General features: G+C 66.7%; 23 protein-coding genes. 14 read left to right on the forward strand and 9 right to left on the reverse strand.

Annotated features, from left to right (window positions below; translation table 11 throughout):
* The first annotated feature begins 94 nt into the window (after positions 1-94).
* Complete coding sequence (gene rpmA / locus ACQR13_RS01170; protein WP_315750651.1) at positions 95-364, forward strand: 50S ribosomal protein L27; 270 nt, start codon at positions 95-97, stop codon at positions 362-364.
* A 139-nt stretch (positions 365-503) separates the two neighbouring features.
* Positions 504-1094 carry a GNAT family N-acetyltransferase gene (locus ACQR13_RS01175; RefSeq protein ID WP_434862518.1) on the forward strand — a complete coding sequence of 197 codons (591 nt, stop codon included), beginning with the start codon at positions 504-506 and terminating at the stop codon, positions 1092-1094.
* A gap of 78 nt (positions 1095-1172) precedes the next feature.
* Here ACQR13_RS01175 and ACQR13_RS01180 read toward each other — a convergent pair whose 3' ends face one another.
* On the reverse strand, positions 1173-2090 hold the full coding sequence (locus tag ACQR13_RS01180) for a DMT family transporter (RefSeq protein ID WP_434862519.1): 918 nt from the start codon (positions 2088-2090) through the stop codon (positions 1173-1175).
* Positions 2091-2291: 201 nt separating this feature from the next.
* Here ACQR13_RS01180 and obgE point away from each other — a divergent pair, with 201 nt between their 5' ends.
* The 11 genes from obgE to ACQR13_RS01235 all read left to right on the forward strand — a co-directional run bounded on the left by obgE (position 2292) and on the right by ACQR13_RS01235 (position 13302).
* Entirely contained in the window at positions 2292-3362 is a 1071-nt protein-coding gene (gene obgE / locus ACQR13_RS01185) for a GTPase ObgE (RefSeq protein WP_434862520.1), read from the forward strand.
* A gap of 144 nt (positions 3363-3506) precedes the next feature.
* A complete protein-coding gene (gene proB, locus ACQR13_RS01190) occupies positions 3507-4643 on the forward strand; it encodes a glutamate 5-kinase (RefSeq protein WP_434862521.1) in 1137 nt (378 codons plus the stop codon).
* 74 nt (positions 4644-4717) lie between these two features.
* On the forward strand, positions 4718-6007 hold the full coding sequence (locus ACQR13_RS01195) for a glutamate-5-semialdehyde dehydrogenase (protein WP_434862522.1): 1290 nt from the start codon (positions 4718-4720) through the stop codon (positions 6005-6007).
* A 66-nt stretch (positions 6008-6073) separates the two neighbouring features.
* Positions 6074-6697: a nicotinate-nucleotide adenylyltransferase gene (locus ACQR13_RS01200; RefSeq protein WP_315716185.1), complete on the forward strand. Its 624-nt coding sequence runs from the start codon at positions 6074-6076 to the stop codon at positions 6695-6697.
* 311 nt (positions 6698-7008) lie between these two features.
* Positions 7009-7365, forward strand: a complete 357-nt coding sequence (gene rsfS, locus ACQR13_RS01205; protein WP_315715946.1) for a ribosome silencing factor — start codon at positions 7009-7011, stop codon at positions 7363-7365.
* A 57-nt stretch (positions 7366-7422) separates the two neighbouring features.
* Positions 7423-7905: a 23S rRNA (pseudouridine(1915)-N(3))-methyltransferase RlmH gene (rlmH, locus tag ACQR13_RS01210; RefSeq protein WP_315715945.1), complete on the forward strand. Its 483-nt coding sequence runs from the start codon at positions 7423-7425 to the stop codon at positions 7903-7905.
* Positions 7906-7938: 33 nt separating this feature from the next.
* Complete coding sequence (locus tag ACQR13_RS01215) at positions 7939-9309, forward strand: murein hydrolase activator EnvC family protein (protein WP_315750646.1); 1371 nt, start codon at positions 7939-7941, stop codon at positions 9307-9309.
* Entirely contained in the window at positions 9306-10658 is a 1353-nt protein-coding gene (locus ACQR13_RS01220; protein WP_315715943.1) for a S41 family peptidase, read from the forward strand. Before ACQR13_RS01215 ends, ACQR13_RS01220 begins: the two co-directional genes overlap by 4 nt.
* Positions 10659-10840: 182 nt before the next feature.
* Positions 10841-12058 (forward strand): divergent polysaccharide deacetylase family protein, encoded by a 1218-nt coding sequence (locus ACQR13_RS01225; RefSeq protein WP_315750644.1) that lies wholly within the window; start codon positions 10841-10843, stop codon positions 12056-12058.
* Between the two features lie 89 nt (positions 12059-12147).
* Positions 12148-12654, forward strand: coding sequence for an RNA pyrophosphohydrolase (locus ACQR13_RS01230; RefSeq protein ID WP_315715941.1), 507 nt, complete (start codon positions 12148-12150; stop codon positions 12652-12654).
* A gap of 141 nt (positions 12655-12795) precedes the next feature.
* Positions 12796-13302, forward strand: a complete 507-nt coding sequence (locus ACQR13_RS01235; RefSeq protein WP_315750642.1) for an RNA pyrophosphohydrolase — start codon at positions 12796-12798, stop codon at positions 13300-13302.
* 86 nt (positions 13303-13388) lie between these two features.
* On the opposite strand, the gene ACQR13_RS01240 is transcribed toward ACQR13_RS01235, so the two are convergent.
* From ACQR13_RS01240 to ACQR13_RS01265, 6 genes are all read right to left on the reverse strand, one after another.
* On the reverse strand, positions 13389-15077 hold the full coding sequence (locus tag ACQR13_RS01240; protein WP_315750640.1) for an adenylate/guanylate cyclase domain-containing protein: 1689 nt from the start codon (positions 15075-15077) through the stop codon (positions 13389-13391).
* A gap of 166 nt (positions 15078-15243) precedes the next feature.
* Positions 15244-15651 carry a F0F1 ATP synthase subunit epsilon gene (locus ACQR13_RS01245; protein ID WP_315715938.1) on the reverse strand — a complete coding sequence of 136 codons (408 nt, stop codon included), beginning with the start codon at positions 15649-15651 and terminating at the stop codon, positions 15244-15246.
* 91 nt (positions 15652-15742) lie between these two features.
* Positions 15743-17185 (reverse strand): F0F1 ATP synthase subunit beta, encoded by a 1443-nt coding sequence (atpD, locus tag ACQR13_RS01250; protein WP_315715937.1) that lies wholly within the window; start codon positions 17183-17185, stop codon positions 15743-15745.
* A gap of 95 nt (positions 17186-17280) precedes the next feature.
* Entirely contained in the window at positions 17281-18159 is an 879-nt protein-coding gene (locus ACQR13_RS01255) for a F0F1 ATP synthase subunit gamma (protein WP_315715936.1), read from the reverse strand.
* Positions 18160-18314: 155 nt separating this feature from the next.
* On the reverse strand, positions 18315-19847 hold the full coding sequence (gene atpA, locus ACQR13_RS01260; RefSeq protein ID WP_315715935.1) for a F0F1 ATP synthase subunit alpha: 1533 nt from the start codon (positions 19845-19847) through the stop codon (positions 18315-18317).
* Entirely contained in the window at positions 19847-20407 is a 561-nt protein-coding gene (locus tag ACQR13_RS01265; RefSeq protein ID WP_315750638.1) for a F0F1 ATP synthase subunit delta, read from the reverse strand. The genes atpA and ACQR13_RS01265 overlap by 1 nt, the downstream gene beginning before the upstream one ends.
* A gap of 649 nt (positions 20408-21056) precedes the next feature.
* Here ACQR13_RS01265 and ACQR13_RS01270 point away from each other — a divergent pair.
* A complete protein-coding gene (locus tag ACQR13_RS01270) occupies positions 21057-21605 on the forward strand; it encodes a septal ring lytic transglycosylase RlpA family protein (protein ID WP_315715933.1) in 549 nt (182 codons plus the stop codon).
* Positions 21606-21793: 188 nt separating this feature from the next.
* Here ACQR13_RS01270 and ACQR13_RS01275 read toward each other — a convergent pair whose 3' ends face one another.
* Together ACQR13_RS01275 and ACQR13_RS01280 are read right to left on the reverse strand one after the other, a co-directional pair.
* Positions 21794-22777, reverse strand: coding sequence for a hypothetical protein (locus tag ACQR13_RS01275; RefSeq protein ID WP_315750636.1), 984 nt, complete (start codon positions 22775-22777; stop codon positions 21794-21796).
* Between the two features lie 45 nt (positions 22778-22822).
* Positions 22823-25033 (reverse strand): primosomal protein N', encoded by a 2211-nt coding sequence (locus ACQR13_RS01280; protein ID WP_315750634.1) that lies wholly within the window; start codon positions 25031-25033, stop codon positions 22823-22825.
* Between the last annotated feature and the right edge of the window lie 248 nt (positions 25034-25281).

Raw genomic sequence — 25281 nt, forward strand, 5'->3', positions numbered from 1 at the left:
CGCGCGCGGATTTTTCGTCCGCGCAGGTTGCAAATGTGAATGATCCCTTAGCGGAATCGCGCTAAAGGTGATCGCAAGAGATCGGAGACGAGCGATGGCTCATAAAAAGGCAGGCGGTTCATCCCGCAACGGACGCGACTCCAAGGGCAAGCGCCTCGGCATCAAGGCGTTCGGCGGCGAGCGCGTGATTCCCGGCAACATCATTGCGCGTCAGCGCGGCACCACCTGGCATCCCGGCCTCAACGTCGGCATGGGCACGGATCACACGATCTTCGCGAAAATCGAGGGCGTCGTCGAGTTCCATGACCGTGCCAACCGCACGTTCATCTCGGTACGTCCGGTACTCGCCGAGGCTGCTGAGTAGAATACGGTGGAACAATTCGCGTCCGCCGGGTCCTGACAAACCGGCGGAGCGCCAGATGGCTCCAGGGGAGGCGGGACAACCGGCCTCCCCTTTTCATTTTCGCTGATCAGTTGATCCCGAAGCGTCGATGGAGCCCGACATGCTGCAGGACATCACCACTCCCACCTTGCGCGAGGCGAGACCTTGCGTCCTCGAAACCTCCCGGCTGACGCTGCGTGCGCCGGTGCTCGCGGACGTGGCAGCCATCGCCCGGCTCGCCGACGACCGTGTTATCGCCGAGAATACCCGCCGCCTGCCGCATCCCTATTCGGAGGTCGATGCCGCTCGCTTCGTTCGCGCGCTGGAACAGACGGGTGAGACCGCCTTCCTGATCGAGCATCTGGACACGCCGATCGGCATGGTCGGGATCAATCGACCAGCAACGGGCCGTGCCGAGCTCGGCTACTGGCTGGGCGTTGCGCATTGGGGCCGCGGCTTCGGCACCGAAGCCGCGCGCGCCGCCATCGACCATTTCTTCGAGACGAGCGAGGACAATTTGCTGATCGGGCACGCCCGCGTCAGCAACCCAGCCTCGCGCAACATCCTGGAAAAGTGCGGCTTCCAATGGACCGGTATCGAGCTGCACCGCTTCGAGGTGATCGGCTCCTCCGCCCCGGTCGACGCCTTCCGCCTGACCCGCGGCGTCTGGTCCTCGCTGAAGGCCTGGGCCAATGCGGGGCGGCGGAGTTAGGCCGGGCCACCCTCCCCGCCTCACGTGTCGCTTCGCTCCGCGTGAGGCGACCCTCCCCCTCCAGGGGAGGGTGGCATCTCAGGCCGGCGGATTCACCGCACCCTGGCGCTGCCCCAGGCTGCGCTCGCGAAGATAGATGTACAGCCCCGCGCCGATGATGATGGTGGCGCCGATGATGGTGGCGGGATGCGGCACGTCGCCGAACACGACGAAGCCGAACAGCACGGCCCAGACGATCATCGTGTACTGATAGGGCACGACCACCGAGGCCGGCGCCAGCTTGAGCGAGCGGTTGACGCAGAACAGCGCGGTCACCGAGATGAGGCCGGCGGCGGCGAACAGCACCAGGCTGCCGGGCGTCGGCGTCACCCAGCCGAACGAGGACATCGCGGCGCCGAGCAGGAAGGTCCCGACGAACTGCGACGACGCCATCACGATGTCGGGCGTCGCGCGCAGACTGCGCGTGATCAGCATCAGCACCGCGAACGACAGACTGCCGCCGAGCGCGATCAAGGCCGGCAGGCTGAAGGTCTGCGCCGAGGGCCGCAGCGCGATCAGCACGCCGCAGAAGCCGATCAGGATCGCGGTCCAGCGCCGCCAGCCGACATGCTCGCGCAGCACCAGCGCCGACAGCGCGGTGACGAAGATGGGCCCGGCGAGATAGTAGGTGATGACGTCGGCGAGCGGCAGATAGACGGTGGCGAGGAAGAACGCTGCGACCTCCAACGTCGACAGGATCACGCGCACGAGCTGCAGCCAGGGGCGCTCGAGCTGCAGGAACGCGGCGCGGTTGCGCCAGATGAACGGTGCGAGCAAGAGCAGCGCCGCACAGGCGCGCAGCCACAGGAGTTGGCCGACGGCATAGGTCGACACCAGGAACTTGCCGAGGGCGTCGCCGAACGAGAACATCGCAATCGACAGCAGCATCAGGCCGATGCCGGCCAGCCGCGCCGAGCGCTCGTCGTTGGCGGTGGAGATTCGGGACAGCACGCTCATGATGGGGCTGCCTTATCAGGCACGCCGCCGCGGCTCCAGCCCTTCCGCATGGCGCGTCATGCAGCCCTGCCGCAACCCCTGCGCACGCCTTGTCCACGCGCTGCGCAGCGCGGCTTTACCGCTCGAAATTAAGGCTTCGGGCCGAATTAAACCCATTCCGCGGTTGCCGTGGGGACCCGCCTCGCCTACGTAGGACGCATCATGAAATTCCTCGATGAAGCCAAGGTCTATGTGCGCTCCGGCGACGGCGGCAACGGTTGCGTTGCGTTCCGGCGCGAGAAGTTCATCGAGTTCGGCGGGCCGAACGGCGGCAATGGCGGCCGCGGCGGCGACGTGATCATCGAGGCCGTCGACGGCCTCAACACCCTGATCGACTACCGCTACCAGCAGCATTTCAAGGCCCAGAAGGGCGATAACGGCATGGGCAAGGACCGCCATGGCGCCGGCGGCAAGTCCGTGGTGCTCAAGGTTCCCGTCGGCACCCAGATCTTCGACGAGGATCGCGAGACGCTGATCCACGACTTTACCGCGGTGGGCGAGCGCTTCGTGCTGGCCGAGGGCGGCAATGGCGGCTTCGGCAACGCCCATTTCAAGTCGCCGACCAACCGGGCGCCGCGCAACGCCAATCCCGGCCAGCCCGGCGAGGAGCGCTGGATCTGGCTGCGCATGAAACTGATCGCCGATGCCGGCCTGGTCGGCCTGCCCAATGCCGGCAAGTCGACCTTCCTGTCCAAGGTCTCCGCCGCCAAGCCGAAGATCGCCGACTATCCGTTCACCACGCTGCATCCGCAGCTCGGCGTCGTGAACGCCGACGGCCGCGAGTTCGTGCTGGCCGACATTCCCGGCCTGATCGAGGGCGCGCATGAGGGCGCCGGCCTCGGCGACCGTTTCCTCGGCCATGTCGAGCGCTGCCGTGTGCTGCTGCACCTGGTCGATGCCACCTGCGAGCACGCCGGCAAGGCCTACAAGACGGTGCGGCACGAGCTCGAAGCCTATGGCGGCGAGCTGACCGACAAGGTCGAGATCGTCGCGCTGAACAAGATCGACGCGGTCGACCCCGACGAGCTCAAGAAGCAGAGGGACCGGCTGAAGCGCGCCGCCAAGAAGACGCCGCTGCTGATTTCCGGCGCCACCGGCGAGGGTGTCAAGGAAGCTTTGCGCAAGCTCGCCGACGTGGTCGGCGAACAGCCTGTGTCCCTCAAGGCCAAGAGCACGACCGAGAGCGCCGCGACCGAGGAGCCGTGGGCGGCCCCAACGTCACCGCAGGGTTGAACTGAAGCCAACCTTGCCTCGCAGGCCCTCGCTTGCGACACTCGCCGCCATCCATCAACACTTGAGCCCCGTCCCGTGCGGACCGCGTGTCAGCCACGCACCTCTCATCACGATGCGAGGGCTCGAACCGACCCCGTTCACGCCATGGCACCCCGTCTCGAAAATTTCCGCCGCATCGTCGTCAAGGTCGGCTCGTCGCTGCTGGTCGATTCCGAGGCCGGCGAGGTCCGCGCCTCCTGGCTCGCCGCGCTGGCGGCCGACATCGCCCGGCTCCACAGCCGCGGCTGCGAGCTGCTGGTCGTATCCTCGGGCTCGATCGCGCTCGGCCGGAGCCGATTGAAGCTGCCGCGCGGACCGCTGAAGCTGGAGGAGAGCCAGGCGGCCGCCGCGGTCGGCCAGATCGCGCTGGCGCGGACCTGGTCGGAGGTGCTCGGCGCTCATGGCGTCAGTGCCGGCCAGATCCTGGTGACGCTGCAGGACACCGAGGAGCGCCGGCGCTATCTCAACGCCCGTTCGACCATCGCCAAGCTCCTGGAATGGCGCGCGGTGCCGGTCATCAATGAGAACGACACGGTCGCGACCGCCGAGATCCGCTATGGCGACAATGATCGCCTCGCCGCCCGTGTCGCGACCATGGCGAGCGCCGATCTGCTGGTGCTGCTGTCCGATATCGACGGCCTCTACACCGCGCCGCCCGCGCAGGATCCGAATGCGCGGCTGATCCCCGTGGTCGAGAGCGTCACCGCCGACATCGAGGCCATGGCCGGCAGCGCGGCTTCCGAGTTTTCGCGCGGCGGCATGCGCACGAAGATCGAAGCCGCCAAGATCGCCACCACTGGCGGCACCCACATGCTGATCGCCTCCGGCAAGATCGAGCACCCGCTGGCCGCGATCGCCGATGGCGGCCGTTGCACGTGGTTCCTGACGCCGGCAAACCCCGTCACCGCGCGCAAACGCTGGATCGCGGGTTCACTGGAGCCGAAAGGCACGCTGACGATCGACGCCGGCGCCGTGACCGCGCTGCGGGCGGGCAAAAGCCTCTTGCCGGCCGGCGTCATCCGTGTCGATGGCCAGTTCGCCCGCGGCGATGCCGTGGTGGTGCGCGGCCCCGACACCCATGAGATCGGCCGCGGCCTCGTCGCCTATGACGCCGACGATGCCGAGCGGATCAAGGGCCGTTCGTCGCCGGACGTGGCCGTCATCCTCGGCATCTCCGGCCGCGCCGAGATGATCCATCGCGACGATCTGGTGATCGGCCCGGCAGGTGCCGGTCAGGTCTGAGACCGCGGCACCAGCGTTCGCAAACGGCCGAATTCCGTGCTACTGGAGAGCCTTAATTCAAGGTTGAAACGCCCATGACCGCGCCTTTGAAAGCCATCGACGGCAGCGCCGATCTGCCTGCGCTGATGAACGACCTCGCCAAGCAGGCGCGCGCCGCCGCGCGCGTGCTGTCGCTGGCGCCGGCCGAGCAGAAGAACCGGGCGCTGGAGGCGATGGAGCGGCTGATCCGGGCCCGCGCGGACACGATCATCGCCGCCAATGCCGAGGACGTCGTCGAGGCCAAGGCCGCCGGCATCACTTCCTCCTTCCTCGATCGCCTGACCTTGACCCCGGCCCGCGTCGCCGCGATGGCCGACGGCATCGCCGCTGTGCGCGAGGTCGCCGATCCCATCGGCATCGTCACCGAGAGCTGGCAGCGGCCGAACGGCATGACCATCGAGCGCGTGCGGGTGCCGCTCGGCGTGATCGGCGTGATCTTCGAGAGCCGCCCCAACGTGGCGGCCGATGCCGGCGTGCTGTGCCTGAAGTCCGGCAATGCCGTGATCCTGCGCGGCGGCTCGGACTCGTTCCGCTCCTGCCGCGCCATCCACGAATGCCTCGTCGAAGGCCTGCGCGAGGCGGGCCTGCCAGACGCTGCGATCACGCTGGTGCCGACGCGCGATCGCGCCGCCGTCGGCCTGCTGCTGTCCGGCCTGAACGGCGGCGTCGACGTCATCGTGCCGCGCGGCGGCAAGAGCCTCGTCGCCCGCGTCGAGGCCGAGGCACGTGTGCCGGTGTTCGCGCATCTCGAAGGCGTCAACCACGTCTATGTCGACGGCGCCGCCGACCTGGAGATGGCCAAGTCGATCGTGCTGAACGCCAAGATGCGTCGCACCGGCGTCTGCGGCGCGGCGGAGACGCTGCTGGTCGATCGCGCGGCCGCCGACAAGATCAAGCCGCTGGTCGACATGCTAATTGGCGCCGGCTGCGAGGTGCGGGGCGATGAGGTCGTGTGCGCGGCCGATGCGCGGGTGAAGCCGGCCAGCAACGAGGACTGGGACACCGAATATCTCGACGCGATCATCGCCGCGAAGGTCGTCGACGGCGTGGAGGGCGCGATCGCCCACATCCACGCGCACGGCTCACACCACACCGACGCGATCGTCACCGATGACAATGCGGCCGCCGACAAGTTCCTCAACGAGGTCGACTCGGCGATCGTGCTGCACAACGCCTCGACCCAGTTCGCCGACGGCGGCGAGTTCGGTTTCGGCGCCGAGATCGGCATCGCCACGGGCAAGTTCCATGCGCGCGGCCCCGTCGGCGTCGAGCAGCTCACCAGCTTCAAATATCGCATCCACGGCACCGGGCAGACGCGGCCATGACGGCCGCATCCTGTGGTTGAGTTGCACGAGCAGCAGGCGGGGGCAGCCGTGACCGACGCCACAGCCATGCGCCTTGCGATCCGCCAGGCGCTGCCGCCCCACAGTGATGGCATGCGCATCGGCCTGCTCGGCGGCTCGTTCAATCCGCCGCACCAGGCGCACCGCGCGATCAGCCTGTTCGCGCTGAAGCGGCTGCAGCTGGACCGTGTCTGGTGGCTGGTGACACCGGGCAATCCGCTCAAGAACAATGGCGGGCTGCATGCGCTGGCCGAACGCGCCGAGGCGGCGCGCAAGGTGGCCGCCGATCCGCGCATCGAGATCAGCTGTCTCGAATCCGTCATCGGCACCCGCTACACTGCCGACACGATCGATTATCTGCGCCGGCGTGCATCGCGCTTGCGCTTCGTGTGGATCATGGGCGCTGACAATCTCGCGCAGTTCCATCGCTGGCAGAAGTGGCGGCACATCGCGGCCCAGGTTCCGATGGCCGTGGTCGATCGTCCGCCCCGCAGCTTCCGCGCCCTGAACGCGCCCGCCGCACGCGCCCTGGCGCGGTATCGCATTCCCGAAGCGCAAGCCAGCCGTCTGGCCGACCGCGCCGCTCCAGCCTGGGTCTACCTCACCGGCCTCAAGCTCAGCCTGTCCTCGACGGGCCTGAGGAACCCGGACGGCAGTTGGAAGTCGTTCTGAAAGGCCGCGCGTTCGCCATCGCGCGCGGCATCGGATATGCATGGAACTTGCCGTCTCCGCTACGGTCCGAAGCGGGGACGGCCTGGACGGTGTCGGGCCGGACGACCGGGGTACTGGATTGTTGAAACCCTTAACCCCACATGCCTAATATGGTCAGCAGGCCGGGTTGGATTCGGCCTGCGATACAGTGAAAGGAATGGTCCCTGACCACATCTGTATTGTCCCAGTCGGCCTTACCGAAGACGAAGGCAACGACTACCAAGTCGGCGACGGCCAAGTCAGCGCGTAAGACGTCGACCCAAGATGCGGCCTTGCAGGCGCAACCCGACGCCGACAAGACCCTGCGCACGATCCTCTCCCGCCTCGAAGACATGAAGGCGGAGGAGACGGTCACGATCGATCTTCACGGCAAATCGGCGTATTCCGACTACATGGTCATTACTACGGGCCGCTCGAACCGGCACGTCGGATCGATCGCGGAAAACGTCGCCAAGGGCCTGAAGGAAGCCGGCACCAAGAAACTCCACATCGAGGGCCTGCCCAATTGCGATTGGGTGCTGATCGATTCCGGCGACGTGATCGTGCACGTGTTTCGACCCGAGGTTCGCGAGTTCTACAATCTCGAGCGATTGTGGACCCAAGGGCCGAACCCGGCCAAGGCGGTCTAGGCGGTCCCACGCCGCGGCGGGTGCGAATCGTACGGCGCACGTGCTAGTCGGGTGCGCATGCGCCTGATCGTGGTCGCCATCGGCCGGTTGAAGCAGGGTCCCGAGCGGGAGCTCGCGGAGCGCTACCGCGAGCGTTTCGACGACATCGGCCGCAAGCTCGGCTTTCGCGGCCTCGACATCCATGAAATCCCGGAAAGCCGCGCGCGCGATGCGGCGACGCGCATGACCGAGGAGGCCTCCGCGATATCGGCGGCGATCCCCGACAAGTCCGTGCTCGTCTGTCTCGACGAGCGTGGCCGGAACGTCGACAGTACAACTTTTGCGGGTTATCTTGGGCGCTGGCGGGACGAAGGCATTCCGGCTGCCGTCTTCGCAATCGGCGGCGCCGACGGACTTTCGCCCGATTTGCGGCGCAGAGCCAAGCTTGGGGTTGCGTTTGGCGCCGCCACCTGGCCGCACCAGATCGTCCGCGTCCTGCTGCTCGAGCAGATTTACCGTACTGCTACGATCCTTGCCGGTCACCCCTATCACCGCGCTTGAACAAGGGACGATGGGAGCACAATAAGGACCTCGATGTTCGCTGCGCGGCCCCTCTCCTGCTTCCCAAGACCTGTCCGCAGCGGCCGGTCCTGCCGCGCGTCGCTCGTCGCGCTCGTGGTGGTCTTTTCCGGATGTCCGGCGCTGGCGCAGAGCGGACTCCGGCCATCCATCCCCGGCACCGCGTCACCGACGCCGGCCACCCCGGAGCAGTTGAAGCAGCGCGAACAGGAGCTCGAGGCCGCCCGCGCCGCCCAGAAGGCCGCCGCCGAGGCCCAGGAGCGGTTGAAGGCCGACATCGCCGCGCTCGGCGAGGATCGCGGCAAGCTCAATCAGCAGCTGATCGACGTCGCGGCGCAGGTGCGTAGCGTCGAAGTGCGGGTTGGCGAGGCCGAAACGCGGCTGCGCGGGCTCGACGGCCGCGAGCAGGATCTGCGGACGTCGCTGGAAGCGCGGCGCTCGGAGATCATCGAGGTTCTGGCCGCACTGCAGCGCGCCGGCCGCCGCACCCCGCCGGCCCTGCTGGTCCGTCCCGAGGACGCGCTGCAATCCCTGCGCACGGCGATGCTGCTGGGTTCGGTGATCCCCGAGATGCGCAGCCGAGCGGAGAAGCTCTCGACCGATCTCGGCGAGCTCGTCGCCATCCGCAAGACGATCGCCAGCGAACGCGACAAGCTCGCCGGCGACCGCGACAGGCTGCGCACCGATCAGACCCGTCTCGCCGCCTTGGTGGAGGAACGCCAGCGCAAGCAGAGCTCGGCCGAGAAGGACATGGAAGCCGAAAGCGCGCGCGCCGCCGTGCTGGCGCAGCAGATCGACTCGCTGCAGGGACTGATCACGACGATGGAGCTGGACCTCAAGAGCGCGGCCAAGGCTGCCTCGACGGCGAGCCTGCAGGGGGTGCCGGTCAACAGCAAGCCGGACGCGAATGCGCTGCGCAACCCGGGCCGCAAGGCGCCCGCGATCGCGTTCGCCTCGACCAAGGGCATGCTGACGTTTCCTGTCAACGGCACCAAGATCCGCGAATTTGGCGCATCGGACGGTGCGGGCGGCTCGGATAAAGGCATTTCTTTGGCAACCCGGCCAGGGGCTCAGGTCACAACCCCGTGTGATGGCTGGGTTGTGTATGCGGGTCCCTTCCGTAGCTACGGACAACTCTTGATCCTCAACGCCGGTGGCGGGTATCATGTCCTGATCGCCGGGATGGAGCGCATTTCCGTCAACATCGGGCAGTTTGTTCAGACGGGAGAGCCGGTCGCGATCATGGGTAACAGCTCCCAGGTTGCCTCCATTCTCGCTACCAACGCGAGTCAACCAGTGCTCTATGTCGAGTTCCGTAAGGACGGCACTCCAATCGATCCAGGCCCATGGTGGGCCGCAAATGAAGGCGAAAAGGTACGCGGATGATGCGTAAGACTTCGGTAATTCTCCTGAGCGCGGCCACCGGTGCGGCATTGACCCTGTTCGTCTCGCAACCGCGCGCGGTGTTGATGGGATCGACGGCGCGCGCCGCGACCGCCGATACCTATCGCCAGCTCAACCTGTTCGGCGACGTGTTCGAGCGGGTGCGCAGCGATTATGTCGAGAAGCCCGACGATTCGAAGCTGGTCGAGTCCGCGATCAGCGGCATGCTCTCGGGGCTCGATCCGCATTCGAGCTACATGGATGCGAAGAGCTTCCGCGACATGCAGGTGCAGACCCGCGGCGAGTTCGGCGGCCTCGGCATCGAGGTGACGATGGAAGACGGCCTGATCAAGGTGGTGTCGCCGATCGACGATACGCCGGCCTCGAAGGCGGGCATCCAGGCCAACGACATCATCACCAATCTCGACGACGAAGCCGTGCAGGGCCTGACCCTCAACCAGGCGGTCGAGAAGATGCGCGGTCCGGTCGGCACCAAGATCAAGCTGAAGGTCGTGCGCAAGGGCGCCGACAATCCGCTCGACGTGACGCTGACCCGCGACAACATCCGCGTCCGCTCGGTGCGCTCGCGCACCGAGAGCGACGACATCGCCTATATCCGCATCACCACCTTCAACGAGCAGACCACCGAGGGCCTGAAGAAGAGCATCGCCGACCTGCAGAACCAGATCGGTGACAAGCTGAAGGGCTACATCATCGACCTGCGCAACAACCCGGGCGGCCTGCTCGAGGAGGCGGTCACCGTCTCCGACGCGTTCCTGGAGCGCGGCGAGATCGTCTCGACCCGCGGCCGCAATGCCGAGGAGACGCAGCGCCGCGCGGCACATGCGGGCGACCTGACCAAGGGCAAGCCGGTCATCGTGCTGATCAATGGCGGCTCGGCGTCGGCGTCGGAGATCGTGGCCGGCGCGCTGCAGGATCACAAGCGCGCGACGCTGGTCGGCACCCGCTCGTTCGGCAAGGGCTCGGTGCAGACCATCATCCCGCTCGGCGCCGGCAACGGCGCGCTGCGGCTGACCACCGCGCGCTACTACACGCCGTCGGGCAAGTCGATCCAGGCCAAGGGCATCGTGCCCGACATCGAGGTGCTGCAGGACGTGCCGGATGAGCTGAAGTCGCGCACCGACACCAAGGGCGAGGCGTCGCTGCGCGGCCATCTGAAGAACGACGGCGACGAGAAGACCGGCTCGCAGTCTTACGTGCCGCCGGACACCAAGGACGACAAGGCGCTCAAAATGGCCGCCGACCTGCTCCACGGCATCAAGAACAGCGCCAACACCCCGGCGCCGACCGAGAAGGCCGCGGCCGACAAGCCGGCCAAGGCGGCAAACTGAGGTCGCCAACTGAGCGGCAGCCGACCGACGCGAATCAGCTTTGAAGGGCGGCCTCCGGGCCGCCCTTCCTTTTTGGACGGCTTCTTGGTTTGCCGCTCCGCCGATCTACGGGCTTGCGGACACCGGCCCTGCGTCCGAATCCCCGCCGTGGTATCGTCGACCCGATTGATTCGGGAATTTCGATGACAGAGACGGCCGACGAGCTGAGCGCCCCGCTCGGGCAGACGGAAAAGCGTCGCAGGCGCCGCATTCGGCTTCCCTTCACGGCCCTGCAGGCCCTCGCGATGCTGCTGGGGCTGTTCCTGGTCGTGTTTGCCGGCTTTGCGATGTTCAACGACAATCCGCTCGGTGGCGAGCCGGTCGCCCGCGTCGCGATCAACGAGGGCGCAAAGCCCACCGACGACAAGGCCGCCGCCAAGCCGGATGGCAAGCCAGACGCAAAGGCCGACCACGGCGCGGCCCCCGCGGCCAAGCAGGAGGCCGGCGAGCGCAAGACGGTCACCATCATCGACGGCTCCAGTGGCGCCCGCCAGGAGGTCGCGATCGGTGCCGGTGGCGAGACGGCAGAGCCTGGATCGGCCGCGCCCGCGAGCCAGATGCCCGGCGTGGACCCGCGGCTGCTGGAGAAGTCGCGCTACGGCATGATCCCGGTGATGGCCGACGGGCTGAAGCCATTCACTGCCTATGCGGCCGAGGCCGACCGCGCCAAGGCGGCGCGCATGCCGGCCGTCGCGATCGTGATCGGCGGTCTCGGCGTCGGCGCCGCCAAGACGGCGGACGCGATCATGAAGCTGCCGCCGGCGGTCACCCTGGCCTTCACGCCCTATGGCTCCGATCCGACCAAGCTCGCCGAGCGCGCCCGGGCGCAGCGCCACGAGATCCTGCTGCAGGTCCCGATGGAGCCCTACGACTATCCCGACAACGATCCGGGTCCGCAGACGCTGCTCGCAACACTCGGACCGGACCAGAACATCGACCGGCTGTTCTGGCACATGAGCCGGCTGCAGGGTTACGTCGGCATCGGCAACTTCATGGGTGCGCGCTTCGTCGCAACGGAAGCGGCGATGCAGCCGATCGTGAACGAGGCCGCCAAGCGCGGTCTGGCCCTGTTCGACGATGGCGCAGCCCCGCGCAGCGTGGCAGCCTCGCTGGCCACGGGGCTCGCGATGCCGTTCGCGAAGGGCGACGTCGCCATCGACGCGGTGCCGACCCCGGTCGAGATCGACAATGCGCTCGCCAAGCTCGAAAGCCTGGCCAAGGAACGTGGCGTCGCCGTCGGAACCGCCTCGGCGCTGCCGGCCTCGATCGACCGTATCGGCACCTGGATCAAGGGGCTCGACCGCAAGGGCATTCTGCTGGTGCCATTGACAACCGCGATGCTGAAATCAAAATCGAACTGAACGAACGTGCGCCGGCCCGACTGGCGACGTGACAGCGGGAGGCCTGCGCGGCGAGGCGCAGGGGTCCCCGCAGGAAGGCCGAGACCGGAATGACGCGCTACGAGGACCTGCCTTACCGCACCTGCGTCGGCATCATGCTGATCAATTCGGAGGGGCTGGTTTTCATCGGTCGCCGCGCCGGCGGAATCGAGCATGTCGACGACACCCATGTCTGGCAGATGCCGCAGGGCGGCGTCGATCCCGGCGAGGATGCCTGGGAGGCGGCCAAGCGCGAGCTGTATGAAGAGACCAGCGTGCGCTCCGTCGAGAAGCTGGCCGAGGTCGGCGACTGGCTGACCTACGATATTCCGCGCACGGTCGCAGGCCGTGCCTGGAAGGGGCGCTATCGCGGCCAGCGCCAGAAATGGTTCGCGCTGCGCTTCACCGGGGCCGATGCCGAGATCGATGTCGAGCGCCCCGGCGGCGGCCACCACAAGGCGGAATTCGTCAGCTGGCGCTGGGAGCCGATGAAGAACCTGCCGGGGCTGATCGTGCCGTTCAAGCGGCCGGTCTATGAGCGCGTGGTCAAGGAATTCGCTCCGCTCGCAGGCGATTGAATCGCGATCCCCGCCCTCGACGCGGTACCCGACATCCGCTAGTCCGCTTCTGCGCAGGAGCTGCAGGGAATCTCTGCAGATGCGTCGCGACGATGCCGTCATGATGCACTGCCATGCGAACGACAGCTCATGGATTCGAGGATGACCGAGACCAGACCCTATCGTCCGAATGTCGGTATCGCGCTGCTCAACGCCGAAGGGCTCGTCTTCCTTGGACGCCGCTTTCGCGACGACGGGCCGGAGATCGTGCTGCCCGGGCTCGAATGGCAGATGCCGCAGGGCGGCGTCGACCCCGGCGAGGATCTTCAGGCGGCAGCGCGGCGCGAGCTGTGGGAGGAGACCGGCATTCGCGACGCCGACATCCTCGGCGAGACCGACTGGCTGACTTACGAATTTCCGCCATTCGAGGATCCGAACCACCGGCTCGCGCGCTTTCGCGGCCAGCGCCAGAAATGGTTCGCGATGCGCTTCACCGGGCGCGAGGCCGACATCGATCCGGTGACGCCGCGCAACGGCCAGCCGGCCGAGTTCGACGCCTGGCGCTGGGACCGCCTGGCGCGCGTCCCGGAGCTGGTGGTGCCGTTTCGTCGCGAGGTCTATCGCGCGGTGGCGCAGGCTTTTGCGCATCTCGCCAACGTTGGCGACTGATCTACGTCGGAGCGCGGGGCTCTTCGTCATTCAAGGGCCGACGCTCCGCGCGCCTCGGAAAGGCGATGTCGCGAGAGTTCGCCGGCCTAATTGTCCTCGACCGTGAACGGCCCGATCGCAATCACCCGGCAGTCGTTGTCGCGCGTGGCGCAGTCGGCCAGCGCGCCGCCGATCGCCGTCTCCTCACGGTCGCCATTGAGGCCGAAGCCGGGGTGGCCGGCCGTGCCGACCGCGACTGCATTCCAGCCCGACGTCGCGGCCTCGAGACGTCGCGCCACCTCCTCGCGCGCCTCCGGGGCGATCGCCTGATGGATGGCCGCGCGGAAGAAGCCGGTGGCTTTCATCACGGTCGGTATCGGCACCACGAAGGCATCGTCGAGCGCAACGATGATGCAGGCGGTGCCCGCCTGGGCACCGCAGGCTTCCAGATTGCGGCGAACCACATCGTCGACGAGGTCGCCGCCGACGCTGTAGAAGAACTGCCCGCCGGGCCCGAGCGCGATGGCCTTGGTCCGACGCGCCGTGCCGTAGTTCGCTTCGAGCCGGGCCCGGCCTGTATCGCGCACCAGCGGCATCTCTGCCGCGCTGAAGGCGCGCTCGGTCATCGGGTCGTGGCGCACCCAGGGCTGCGGCGGCAACGGCGGTTTGCTATGCACGTAAACGACATTGTCGCCGACGGCATAGAGTTCGCATTTGCGCGGCCCGTTCGCATTTTCCGCGCGCTGCTGGCACTGCTCCAGCGCAGCCGATTTCGCCGCGTCGTCGCTCGCCTGTCCGGTGACATAGGCGCTGACGCCGTTGATCGTGGTCGCGAACGCCTTGTGATCCGGTGCCGGCACGTAGTCGCGCGCCAGTGCAATGCGGGTCCGCTCGCTCACGAACGGCACGGCTTCGGGTGCAAACTTCTCGGCGGCGACAGTGGATGAAGGCGAGGGCGACTGTTGCGGCTGCGGCGAGTCGGCCGGCTGCCTGGCGACGGATGACTGCGTCGGCGCGGGGGATGGGGATGCAGACGGGACCGAGGACGGCGAAGCCGGCGTGGCCGACAGCCGGGCCAGCGCTTCCGCGGCCGCCTTGGCGGCATCGCGCTGCGCGGGGTGCGGATCGCGATAATCCAGATAGAGCTCGGTCCCGACCCCGACGGCTCCGAGCGCAACCACGGCGGCCGCAATTCGCCAGATCAGGCGGAGCCCGCCCCCGCGGGCGGCTTTCTTTTCTTCCGGCGGCGCGTAGGTGCCGTCCTCGCGGCGCATCGCCACGCGATAGGCGTGCACCGGGGTCGGGATGTTCTTGACCTCCCGCGCGCCCATGTCGGCGAACTGCACCGACAGCTTGTTGGCGACCTGCTCATGAACGGCGCGCGAGATGCAGATGCCGCCGACGTCGGCGAGGCCCTCGAGGCGTGCTGCGATGTTGACGCCGTCGCCGAGCAGATCGCCGTCGCGCTCGACGACGTCGCCGATGGTGATGCCGATGCGGTAGCTCATCTGCCGGCTCGGCGGATACGCCATGTTGCGCGTGCGCAGGCTCTCCTGGATGTCGATCGCGCAACGCACCGCTTCGACCGCGCTGGGGAATTCCGCGAGCACCGCATCACCGGCGGTGTTGAAGATGCGGCCGCCGGCTCGCGCGATGAAGTCGTCAACGACCTCGCGATAGGCCGCCAGTCGCCGTAGCGTCTCTTCTTCATCCTCCGCGACGAGGCGCGAATAGCCGGCGATATCGGCGGCGAAAATCGCCGCGATCTTGCGTTTCAAGACGATCTGTCCTGCCATGTCACCGCGCCCGCTGGATTGGCCGGGAGCATGCCGTCAGATCGGTGAGCATGCAACCGGCCTCCCTTGAAGTAGTCATCGACCGGCGCACGACGTTCGAGCCCCAAACGAAAATGGCCGGGCAGAGCCCGGCCATGAACGTTCATTCATACGTCGTGCGGTGGGATCAATGCAGCGCAGTCGTATTGAGCTGCTGCTGGATCGTCTTGAAGTGATCGAGCCGCTCGATCGCGCGATCGAGCTCGTTGCCCTGCTTCTCGTTCAGCTTGGATTCCATGCCGGCGATCTCGGCCGCGAAAGCGGTCTGGTCGAGCTCCTTCAGCGACGTGGCGACGTCGGCGAGAACCGTCAGACCCTTGTCCGAGATCTCGGCAAGGCCGCCGAGCACGATGATCTTCTGCTGCGATCCGCCTGATGTCACCGTCAGGATACCCGGCCGCAGCGTCGCCACGAACGGCGCATGCCCGGCGAGCACGCCGAAATCACCCTCCTGGCCGGGAACGTCGACCTGGTCGACCTCGCCCGAGAAGGCGATCTTTTCCGGCGAGACGAGATCGAAATGGAAAGTAGCCATTGGGGAAACCTGCGAATAGCGAATAGCGAATGGCGAGTAGTGAAGGAGGAAGCAGCGAACAGCTCGTCTATTCGCTGCTCCCTATTCGCCCTTAGGCTGCCTCAGCGGCCAGCTTCTTGCCCTTCTCGACCGCCTCGTCGATGTTGCCGACCATGTAGAAGGCGGCCTCCGGCAGGTGGTCGTACTTGCCTTCACACAGGCCCTTGAAGCCCTTGATGGTGTCGGCGAGGTCGACGAACTTGCCCGGCGATCCCGTGAAGATTTCGGCGACGTGGAACGGCTGCGACAGGAAGCGCTCGATCTTGCGGGCGCGGGCCACGGTCAGCTTGTCCTCTTCCGACAGCTCGTCCATGCCCAGGATGGCGATGATATCCTGCAGCGACTTGTAGCGCTGCAGAATCTGCTGGACCTGACGCGCGGTCTGATAGTGCTCCTCGCCGACGACCAGCGGGGAGAGCATGCGCGAGGTCGAGTCGAGCGGGTCCACCGCCGGGTAGATGCCCTTTTCCGAGATCGCGCGGTTGAGCACGGTGGTGGCGTCCAAATGCGCGAACGAGGTCGCCGGCGCCGGGTCGGTCAAGTCGTCGGCCGGCACGTAGATGGCCTGCACCGAGGTGATCGAGCCCTTGTTGGTGGTGGTGATGCGCTCCTGCAGCGCGCCCATGTCGGTGGCGAGCGTCGGCTGATAACCCACCGCCGAGGGGATGCGGCCGAGCAGCGCCGACACTTCCGAGCCGGCCTGGGTGAACCGGAAGATGTTGTCGACGAAGAACAGCACGTCCTGGCCCTGGTCGCGGAAGTGCTCGGCGACGGTGAGGCCGGTCAGGCCGACGCGGGCGCGGGCGCCGGGCGGCTCGTTCATCTGGCCGAACACCAGCGCGCACTTCGACTTGACGCTCGGATCGGGATTGTGCGGATCGGCGTTGACCTTGGATTCGATGAACTCGTGATAGAGGTCGTTGCCTTCACGGGTACGCTCGCCGACGCCGGCGAACACCGAATAGCCACCGTGCGCCTTGGCGACGTTGTTGATGAGCTCCTGGATCAGCACGGTCTTGCCGACGCCGGCGCCGCCGAACAGACCGATCTTGCCGCCCTTGGCGTAGGGAGCCAAGAGGTCGACGACCTTGATGCCGGTGACGAGAATCTCGGCTTCGGTCGACTGGTCGGTGTAGCTCGGCGCGTCCGCGTGGATCGGACGCAGGCCCTCGGCCTCGACCGGACCGGCCTCGTCGATCGGCTCGCCGATCACGTTCATGATGCGGCCGAGCGTGCCGACGCCCACCGGCACCTGGATCGGCGAACCGGTGTCGGTCACCTCCTGGCCGCGGACCAGACCTTCGGTGGTGTCCATCGCGATGGTGCGCACGGTGGATTCGCCGAGATGCTGGGCCACTTCGAGCACCAGGCGGTTGCCGGCGTTCTTGGTTTCGAGCGAATTGAGAATGGCCGGCAGGTGACCTTCGAACTGCACGTCGACGACGGCGCCGATGACCTGGGTGATGCGACCGATCTGGTTGGCTGCGGTAGCCATTGAGTGTCTCTCCTTACGATCCGTATACGAAACCACGGTCGGCTCGACCGGGATATGTTCCTGGGTTGCGCTTCAACGGGCGCTGCGCGATCCGGCTAGACCGCCTCGGCGCCCGAAATGATTTCGATCAGTTCCTTGGTGATCATCGCCTGACGCGTGCGGTTGTAGATCAGCGTCTGCTTGCGGATCATCTCGCCGGCGTTGCGCGTGGCGTTGTCCATGGCCGACATCTGCGCACCGTAGAACGAGGCGTTGTTTTCGAGCAGTGCGCGGAAGATCTGCACCGCGAGATTGCGCGGCAGCAGTCCAGCCAGGATCTCGTCCTCTTCCGGCTCGTATTCGTAAGGCGCCAGCGGCGCCGCATTGGCCGGGCGCGCTTCGACCACCAGCGGAATGATCTGCTGAGCGGTCGGGATCTGCGCGATTACCGAGCGGAAGCGCGAGTAGAACAGGGTGCAGACGTCGAATTCGCCGGCCTCGAAGCGGGCAATCACCTTCTTGGCGATCTCGTCGGCATTGGCGAAGCCGATCTGGCGTACGGAGCGCAGGTCCATGTGCTCGACGATCTGCTTGTCGAACTGGCGGCGAAGCTGCTCATAACCCTTGCGGCCAACGCAGAAGAACTTCACCTCCTTGCCCTGGTTCATCAGGGCGAGCGCACGCTCGCGCGCCAGGCGGACGATCGAGGAGTTGAACGCGCCAGACAGGCCGCGCTCGCCGGTGCAGACCAGCAGCAGGTGCACCTGATCGCGACCGGTGCCCGCCAACAGCTTCGGGCCGCCGGCGGAGGCGATGGTGGCGCTCGCGATGTTGGAGATCACGGCGTCCATCTTCTCGGCATAGGGACGCGCCGCTTCGGCCGCCTGCTGCGCGCGGCGCAGCTTGGAGGCGGCGACCATCTGCATGGCCTTGGTGATCTTCTGCGTCGCCTTGGTCGAGGCGATGCGGACCCGCATGTCTTTCAGTGACGCCATTGTTCGTCTAGCTCACCCCGGCGGCCGATCCGTTGAAGACCCGACCGCTCAACCCTGAGATTGGTCATGCCCGGCCTGGCGCCGGGCATGAGATGTCACGTTGTCCCACCCCGAAGGGCGTGGATCGCCGGCCGGAGCCGGCCACGACCTCGCGATCAGGCGAAGGTCTTGGCGAAGCCCTCGACGACCGCCTTCAGCTTGGCGGCGCTGTCGTCGGACAGATCCTTGCTGTCGCGGATCGCGTTGAGCAGGTCGGCATTCTTGCCGCGCAGCAGCGACAGCAGGCCGTCCTCGAAGGCGCGCACCTTGTTGAGCGGCAGCGGATCGAGATAGCCGTTGGTGCCGGCCCAGATCACGCAGACCTGCTCTTCCATCTTCAGCGGCGAGAACTGCGGCTGCTTCAGGAGCTCGGTCAGGCGTGCGCCGCGGTTGAGCAGGCGCTGGGTCGAGGCGTCCAAGTCGGAGCCGAACTGCGCGAAGGCCGCCATCTCGCGGTACTGCGCCAGCTCGCCCTTGATCTTGCCGGCGACCTTCTTCATCGCCTTGGTCTGGGCGGAGGAGCCGACGCGCGACACCGACAGACCGACGTTCACGGCCGGACGGATGCCCTGGAAGAACAGATCGGTCTCCAGGAAGATCTGGCCGTCGGTGATCGAAATGACGTTGGTCGGAATGTAGGCCGACACGTCGTTGGCCTGGGTCTCGATGACGGGCAACGCGGTCAGCGACCCCAGACCATGGTCCTTGCTGAGCTTGGCGGCGCGCTCGAGCAGGCGGGAGTGCAGATAGAACACGTCGCCCGGATAGGCCTCGCGGCCCGGCGGACGGCGCAGCAGCAGCGACATCTGGCGATAGGCGACGGCCTGCTTCGACAGATCGTCATAGATGATGACGGCGTGCATGCCGTTGTCGCGGAAGTACTCGCCCATGGTGCAGCCGGTGAACGGGGCCAGATATTGCATCGGGGCCGGATCGGACGCGGTGGCGGCGATGACGATCGAATACTCCAGCGCGCCCTGCTCTTCGAGCACCTTCACGAACTGAGCGACGGTGGAGCGCTTCTGGCCGATCGCGACATAGACGCAGTACAGCTTCTGGCTCTCGGGAGCGCCAGCGACGTTCAGCGGCTTCTGGTTCAGGATGGTGTCGAGCGCGATCGCGGTCTTGCCGGTCTGACGGTCACCGATGATCAGCTCGCGCTGGCCACGGCCGACCGGGATCAGGGCGTCGATCGCCTTGAGGCCGGTCGACATCGGCTCGTTCACCGACTTGCGCGGAATGATGCCGGGGGCCTTGACGTCGACGCGCTTGCGCTCGGTGGCCTGGATCGGGCCCTTGCCGTCGATCGGATTGCCGAGCGCGTCAACGACGCGGCCGAGCAGACCCTTGCCGACCGGAGCGTCGACGATGGCGCGGGTGCGCTTGACGGTCTGGCCTTCCTTGATCTCGCGGTCGGCGCCGAAGATGACGACGCCGACATTGTCGGTCTCGAGGTTCAGCGCCATGCCGCGGGTGCCGTTCTCGAACTCGACCATCTCGCCGGCCTGGACGTTGTCGAGACCGTAGACGCGGGCGATACCGTCACCGACGGACAGCACCTGTCCGACTTCGGTGACTTCGGCTTCCTGCCCGAAATTCTTGATCTGGTCCTTGAGGATCGCGGAAATTTCCGCGGCGCGGATGTCCATCAGCCTGCCTCTTTCATCGCGTGCTTGATCGAGTTGAGTTTGGTGCGAAGCGAACTATCGATCATGCGGCTGCCGAGCTTGACGACGAGCCCGCCGATAATCGCTGGATCGACTTTCACGTTGAGCGCGACGTCCTTGCCGGTCACCGTCTTCAGTGAGGCCTTCAAGGCGTCGAGATTCTTGTCGGAGAGCGGCTCGGCGACGACGACGTCGGCCGTGGCCTCTCCCTTGTATTTGGCGACCAGCGCGTTGAAGGCGCGGATCACGTCGGTCACCGCGAACAGGCGGCGGTTGGCGGTCAGCACGCGCAGCACGTTGGCGGCGACACCGGCGATGCCGGCCTTGTCCAGCACGGTATTCAGCGCCTTGAGCTGCACGTCCGCACCGAACACCGGACTGCGGACGAGGCGCTTGAGATCGGCGCTCTCATCGAGGAGGGCATTGAACCTGTCGAGATCGGCCTTGACCGCATCGACGGACTTTTCGTCACGGGCCAGTTCAAACAGGGCCGTCGCGTAACGACCGGACACACCGGATACGGAGGGATCTTCAGCAGCCACAGACGTGCTCTTTTTATATGCGCCCAACCCACAAGAGGGACACCGGCGCGCCGCTGCGGCGCAAACCAGCTAAGCCCTTGGAATTCAAGCAGGACTTTGATTTTCGATCGCCGCGAGAGCAGCTTGATCACGAAAAGCGGCGCTTTGCTAACATAGCGTACGCGCAGCCGCAACAAGCGGCGGCCCGCTATTCGGCACCTTGTTGCCGCGCCGCGGTCGGAGCCTACGCGCGGTCCAACGGACTCGCTGATGGCCGCCCGCGCGCGCCCCGCCCCCGATACCAGTCACTCAGCGCAAGGTTCCAGCTGTTGCTGCATGGCCGCCATGCTGGTTTGGCCTTGACTCCCGTCGGCGGTGCCCGGCGGCCGCCGACCAGCCCGCACCGACATTACTTGCTGACATCTTGGCATCCTAAGTGAGAACTTAACTCAACAGTATTTTGAAGTATTTGATCGTTAATAAACCGTTAACGCGGTGGATTACGGAATTTTCCGTGATGAGTAGACCGCGATGCAAGATGTTTCGATCAGAGCGGAACAATTTCTACTGCCCCATTCACGCCTCATTGCCCCACCAAACGGCGCGCGCCTCAACACCTGACGGGGGTCCACTGGCCGCAGAACGCGGCAATACTGTTCGAGGGACATAGATGCTGAAACTGAAGAACCTCTCGGCTGGCAAGATCGCCGGCTCGCGCACCGCGCTCGCTGTTGCCGTGACGCTGATCGTCGGCGGCAGCGCCACCGAAGCCTCGGCCCGGTCCAGGCACCACCATCACCACGCTCGCCACCACCATCATCACATGGCGCGTCATGCTGCTCAGCCCGCCGCCGACTCGTTTTCGAACGGATGGTCGTCCAACGGCTCCTCGTGGATGAACTCCAACGCAGCGGTTACGCCGTCGTCCGGCACCGGCCGCACTTTCTCCGGCATGGCGTCGTACTATGGCAACGAGTCCGGCAGCCGCACCGCATCCGGCCAGCGCATGAACGCCAACGCGATGACCTGCGCTCACCGCTCGCTGCCGTTCGGCACCAAGCTGCGCGTGACCCATGGCGGCAACAGCGTCATCGTCACCGTCAACGACCGCGGCCCGTTCATCCGCGGCCGGGTGCTCGACCTGTCGACCGGCGCAGCCCGCGCCATCGGCCTGACCCGCGCCGGCGTCGGCCGCGTCACCGCCGAGGTCGTGTCATAACGTAGAGACGTCTTCCTCCCTCAGCACGGCTGATCGGCGCTGCATCAGCTTTGTGGATGCAGTCGCGCGTCAGCGTGCTGAGGAGCGAGTCGGGGCGGAGCGCCGAGGCAGTCCGAGTTCTGCCGGTCGTCAGCGTGCTCGATTGCGACGCTCGCAAGGATGAAGAGCACTTCCGTCGACCGACGCGCCTATCCCGGCGGCGCACCTCTTGGAGAGGACAGTTCGGAAGGTGCCGGAACGAGGCGGCCGCCATAGTCGCGAAAGCGAACCTTTCCGCTCCACCTGCCGTCCAACGCCGCAACCAGTTCGCGCGCGAGCGCCGGCCAATCGTGGCCACCACGCGGGTCGTAGATCCTGACACCGACCCCCCTGTTACTGGGAGGAAGCCGATCGGTGTGCCAGTGCTGCTCATCGATTGAGATCACCGGACTGTCCTCGGCACAGAGCGACAGGTAGAGCATATCGACCGTCGGGGCCTGGCTCTGGCTGAGGTCCCGGAACGACATCTGCCGCGACTGGCCGAACTGCTCCAGGAGCTTCGCGAGATCCCGCCAATCCGCCTGCACGATATCGAGATCGATATTGACGACGGCGCTGACGGAACGCTGCCCGTCCCGAAACACATTGTGACAAGAACGGTCCGCCGAGAGCATCGGGAGCGCTGCCACCGATCCCGATGCGGCGACGGCAAGCGAGGCGAGCAAAAGACCGAGCCGGGGCCTGAAACTCGTCTGCGCATCCCCCGGTATCAATCCGCAACAGCGCAGCGTCAGCCAGAAGATAAGGCCGCCGATCGCGCCCAGCACCGCCATCCACGCCAGCAACTCTGCATATGAGATCCAGCCAGCCAAGGTCGGGATGCCGTCGACCCATTGGACGACATCATTCACCGAATCCCAACCGCGGCTGGATGGATCGAGTGGCCAGGTCAGGATGCCGACCGGAATCATTCCGATCAACGCCGCGCCGGCGACCGCAGCCCACAGACGCTTCCACCGCTTCCAGCGATAGAGCAGTGCAACCGGGACGCCGAGAATGAGCGCGTGGCCAATCGTGACCGCGAAGGCCAGCGGCAACATTTGGGACGCCTTGCCGGAGATCGCTGCAAATAGCGCCGCAGGCGCAAGAGCACCGAGAAGAAAGGCGGCGATCCATGGCAGCGTGGACATCATCCGAGATTGCCGGCCGCGCGCCGAGTCCGCAAGACCGCGAGCAGCTCAGAGGAAGCTCTGCGGGTCGACGTCGACCTCGAGCTTGAGATTGCCCTTGGGCTTCTCGGCATGCGCCAGCCAGTGGCGCAGATAATCCGACAGATCGAAATTACGGGCCGACTTGAGCAGCAGCCGGAAGCGGTAGCGGCCCTTGATCACCGCGAGCGGCGCCTCGGCCGGGCCGAGCAGCAACACGCCCTCCTCACGCGGCGCTGACGCGACCAGCCGGCGGGCGAAGCCTTCGGCAGTAGGCCGATCCCCCGCCGAGATGATCAGGCTCGCCAGCCGGCCGAACGGCGGATAGCCGGTGCGCTCGCGCGCGTCGATTTCGCTGGTGTAGAAAGCTTCGCGGTCGCAGGCGACCAGCGCCTTCATGACGGGGTGCTCGGGCTGGTGGGTCTGCAGATAGCCGCGACCCCGCCCCTGCTCGCGGCCGGCGCGGCCGATCACCTGGTTCAAAAGCTGCCAGGTGCGCTCGGCGGCGCGCGGATCGCCATTGCCGAGGCCGAGATCGGCATCGACCACCCCGACCAGATTGAGCCGCGGAAAGTTGTGGCCCTTGGCGACGAGCTGGGTGCCGATGATCAGGTCGACGCGGCCTTCGGCGATCTCGGTCAGCTCGGCGCGCATGGTTTCGATCGAGGTGATCAGGTCGCTCGACAGCACCATGCTGCGCGCCTCAGGAAACAGCGCCGCCGCCTCCTCCTGCAGCCGCTCCACGCCGGGCCCCACCGCGACCAGCGATTCCTCGGCCGCGCAATGCGGGCAGGTCGGCGGCCGCGGCATCGAGAACCCGCAATGGTGACAGACGAGGCGCTGGCGAAAGCGATGATCGACCAGCCACGCGTCGCAGATGGTGCAGGCGAAGCGATGGCCGCAGGCGCGGCACAGGGTCAGCGGCGCATAGCCGCGGCGGTTCAGGAACAGCAGCGCCTGCTCGCCGCGCTCGATCGCGGTGCGGATCTCGCCGGCGAGCCGCGGCGAGATGTAGCGGCCGCGCGGCGGCGGCTCGCGCCGGAGATCGATGGCCTCGATATGCGGCATGTGCTGGCCGCCGAACCGCGACGGCAGCGCGACGCGCTGATAGCGGCCCTTGCGGGCATTGACCTCGGTCTCGACCGAGGGGGTGGCCGAGGCCAGCACCACCGGAAATTTGGCGATGTGGCCGCGCACCACCGCCATGTCGCGGGCGTGGTAGTGCGCGCCCTCGTCCTGCTTGTAGGCCTGATCGTGCTCCTCATCGACGACGATCAGGCCGAGATCGGCATAGGGCAGGAACAGCGCCGAGCGGGCGCCGACCACGACCGGCGCCTCGCCGGCGGCGATCGCCGCCCAGTTGCGCTGGCGCGTGCGCGGGGTCAGCTCGGAATGCCATTCCAGCGGCCGCACGCCGAAGCGGCGCGAGAAGCGGTCGAGGAACTGGCCGGTGAGCGAAATCTCAGGCATCAGGATCAGCGACTGCCGGCCGCGGCGGACGGTCTCGGCCACCGCCTCGAAATAGACTTCGGTCTTGCCGGAGCCGGTGACGCCGTCGAGCAGCGCGACCTGGAAGCCGCCATCGGCGGCCAGCGCCCGCATCGCCGCGACGCCGGCCAGCTGCGCGTCGAAGAACTCGGGCTGCGCGAACGACGGATCGGGCGCCGGCGGCGGCAGCGCACGCGGCATCGCCTCGACCGTGAGGGTCCCCTCGTCGACCAGGCCGTCGATCACGCTGCTGGAGACGCCGATCTCGCGGACGAGGTCGGACTTTCCATGCAGCAGACCGTCGGACACCGCCTCGATGACCCGCCGCCGCGCCGGCGTCAGCCGCTTGGGCGGCTCGCCGACCAGGCGGACGCCGAGCCGGACACGCTCCGGGCCAAGATGCTCGCCCATGCGCAGGCACATCCGCAGCACCATGCCGCGCGGCGACAGCGTGTAATTGGCGACCCAGTCGACCAGCGAGCGCAGCTCCGGCTTGAGGGGCGGCACCTCGAGCTTCTCGCTGACATCCTTGAGCCGGTTGTGCAGCCGCGGATCCGGATTGGCATTCTCCGCCCACACCACCGCCAGTACCTCGCGCGGCCCGAGCGGCACGCCGACGATATCGCCCGGCTTCAGATCCATGCCGCGCGGCACGCGGTAGGAATAGGTGTGGTCGAGCGCGACCGGAACCAGCACGTCGACCACGCCGGTCGTGCTGGCTGCACCTGGAAAGAGGTCGGTCGCGCGGTCCATGAGGGCGGAGATAGCCTTGCTCTGGCTGAAGCGAAAGCCGCCCGGCAAAGTTAGCGAACGGTAAAGGACGACAGTGCGATATACATGACTCGACGAGATGAGATCGAGCTGTTCCCGCGAGCGCCATTGCACTCCCTCTCCCCGCTCTTGCGGGGAAGAGGGTCGGGGTGAGGGGCAGCCGCACGGGTGGTCAACACCATCCGCGCGGAGAGTCCCCCTCACCCGGATTGCATCTGACGATGCAATCC

The sequence above is a fragment of the Bradyrhizobium sp. HKCCYLRH3059 genome, assembly GCF_051168035.1.
Taxonomy (GTDB): Bacteria; Pseudomonadota; Alphaproteobacteria; order Rhizobiales; family Xanthobacteraceae; genus Bradyrhizobium.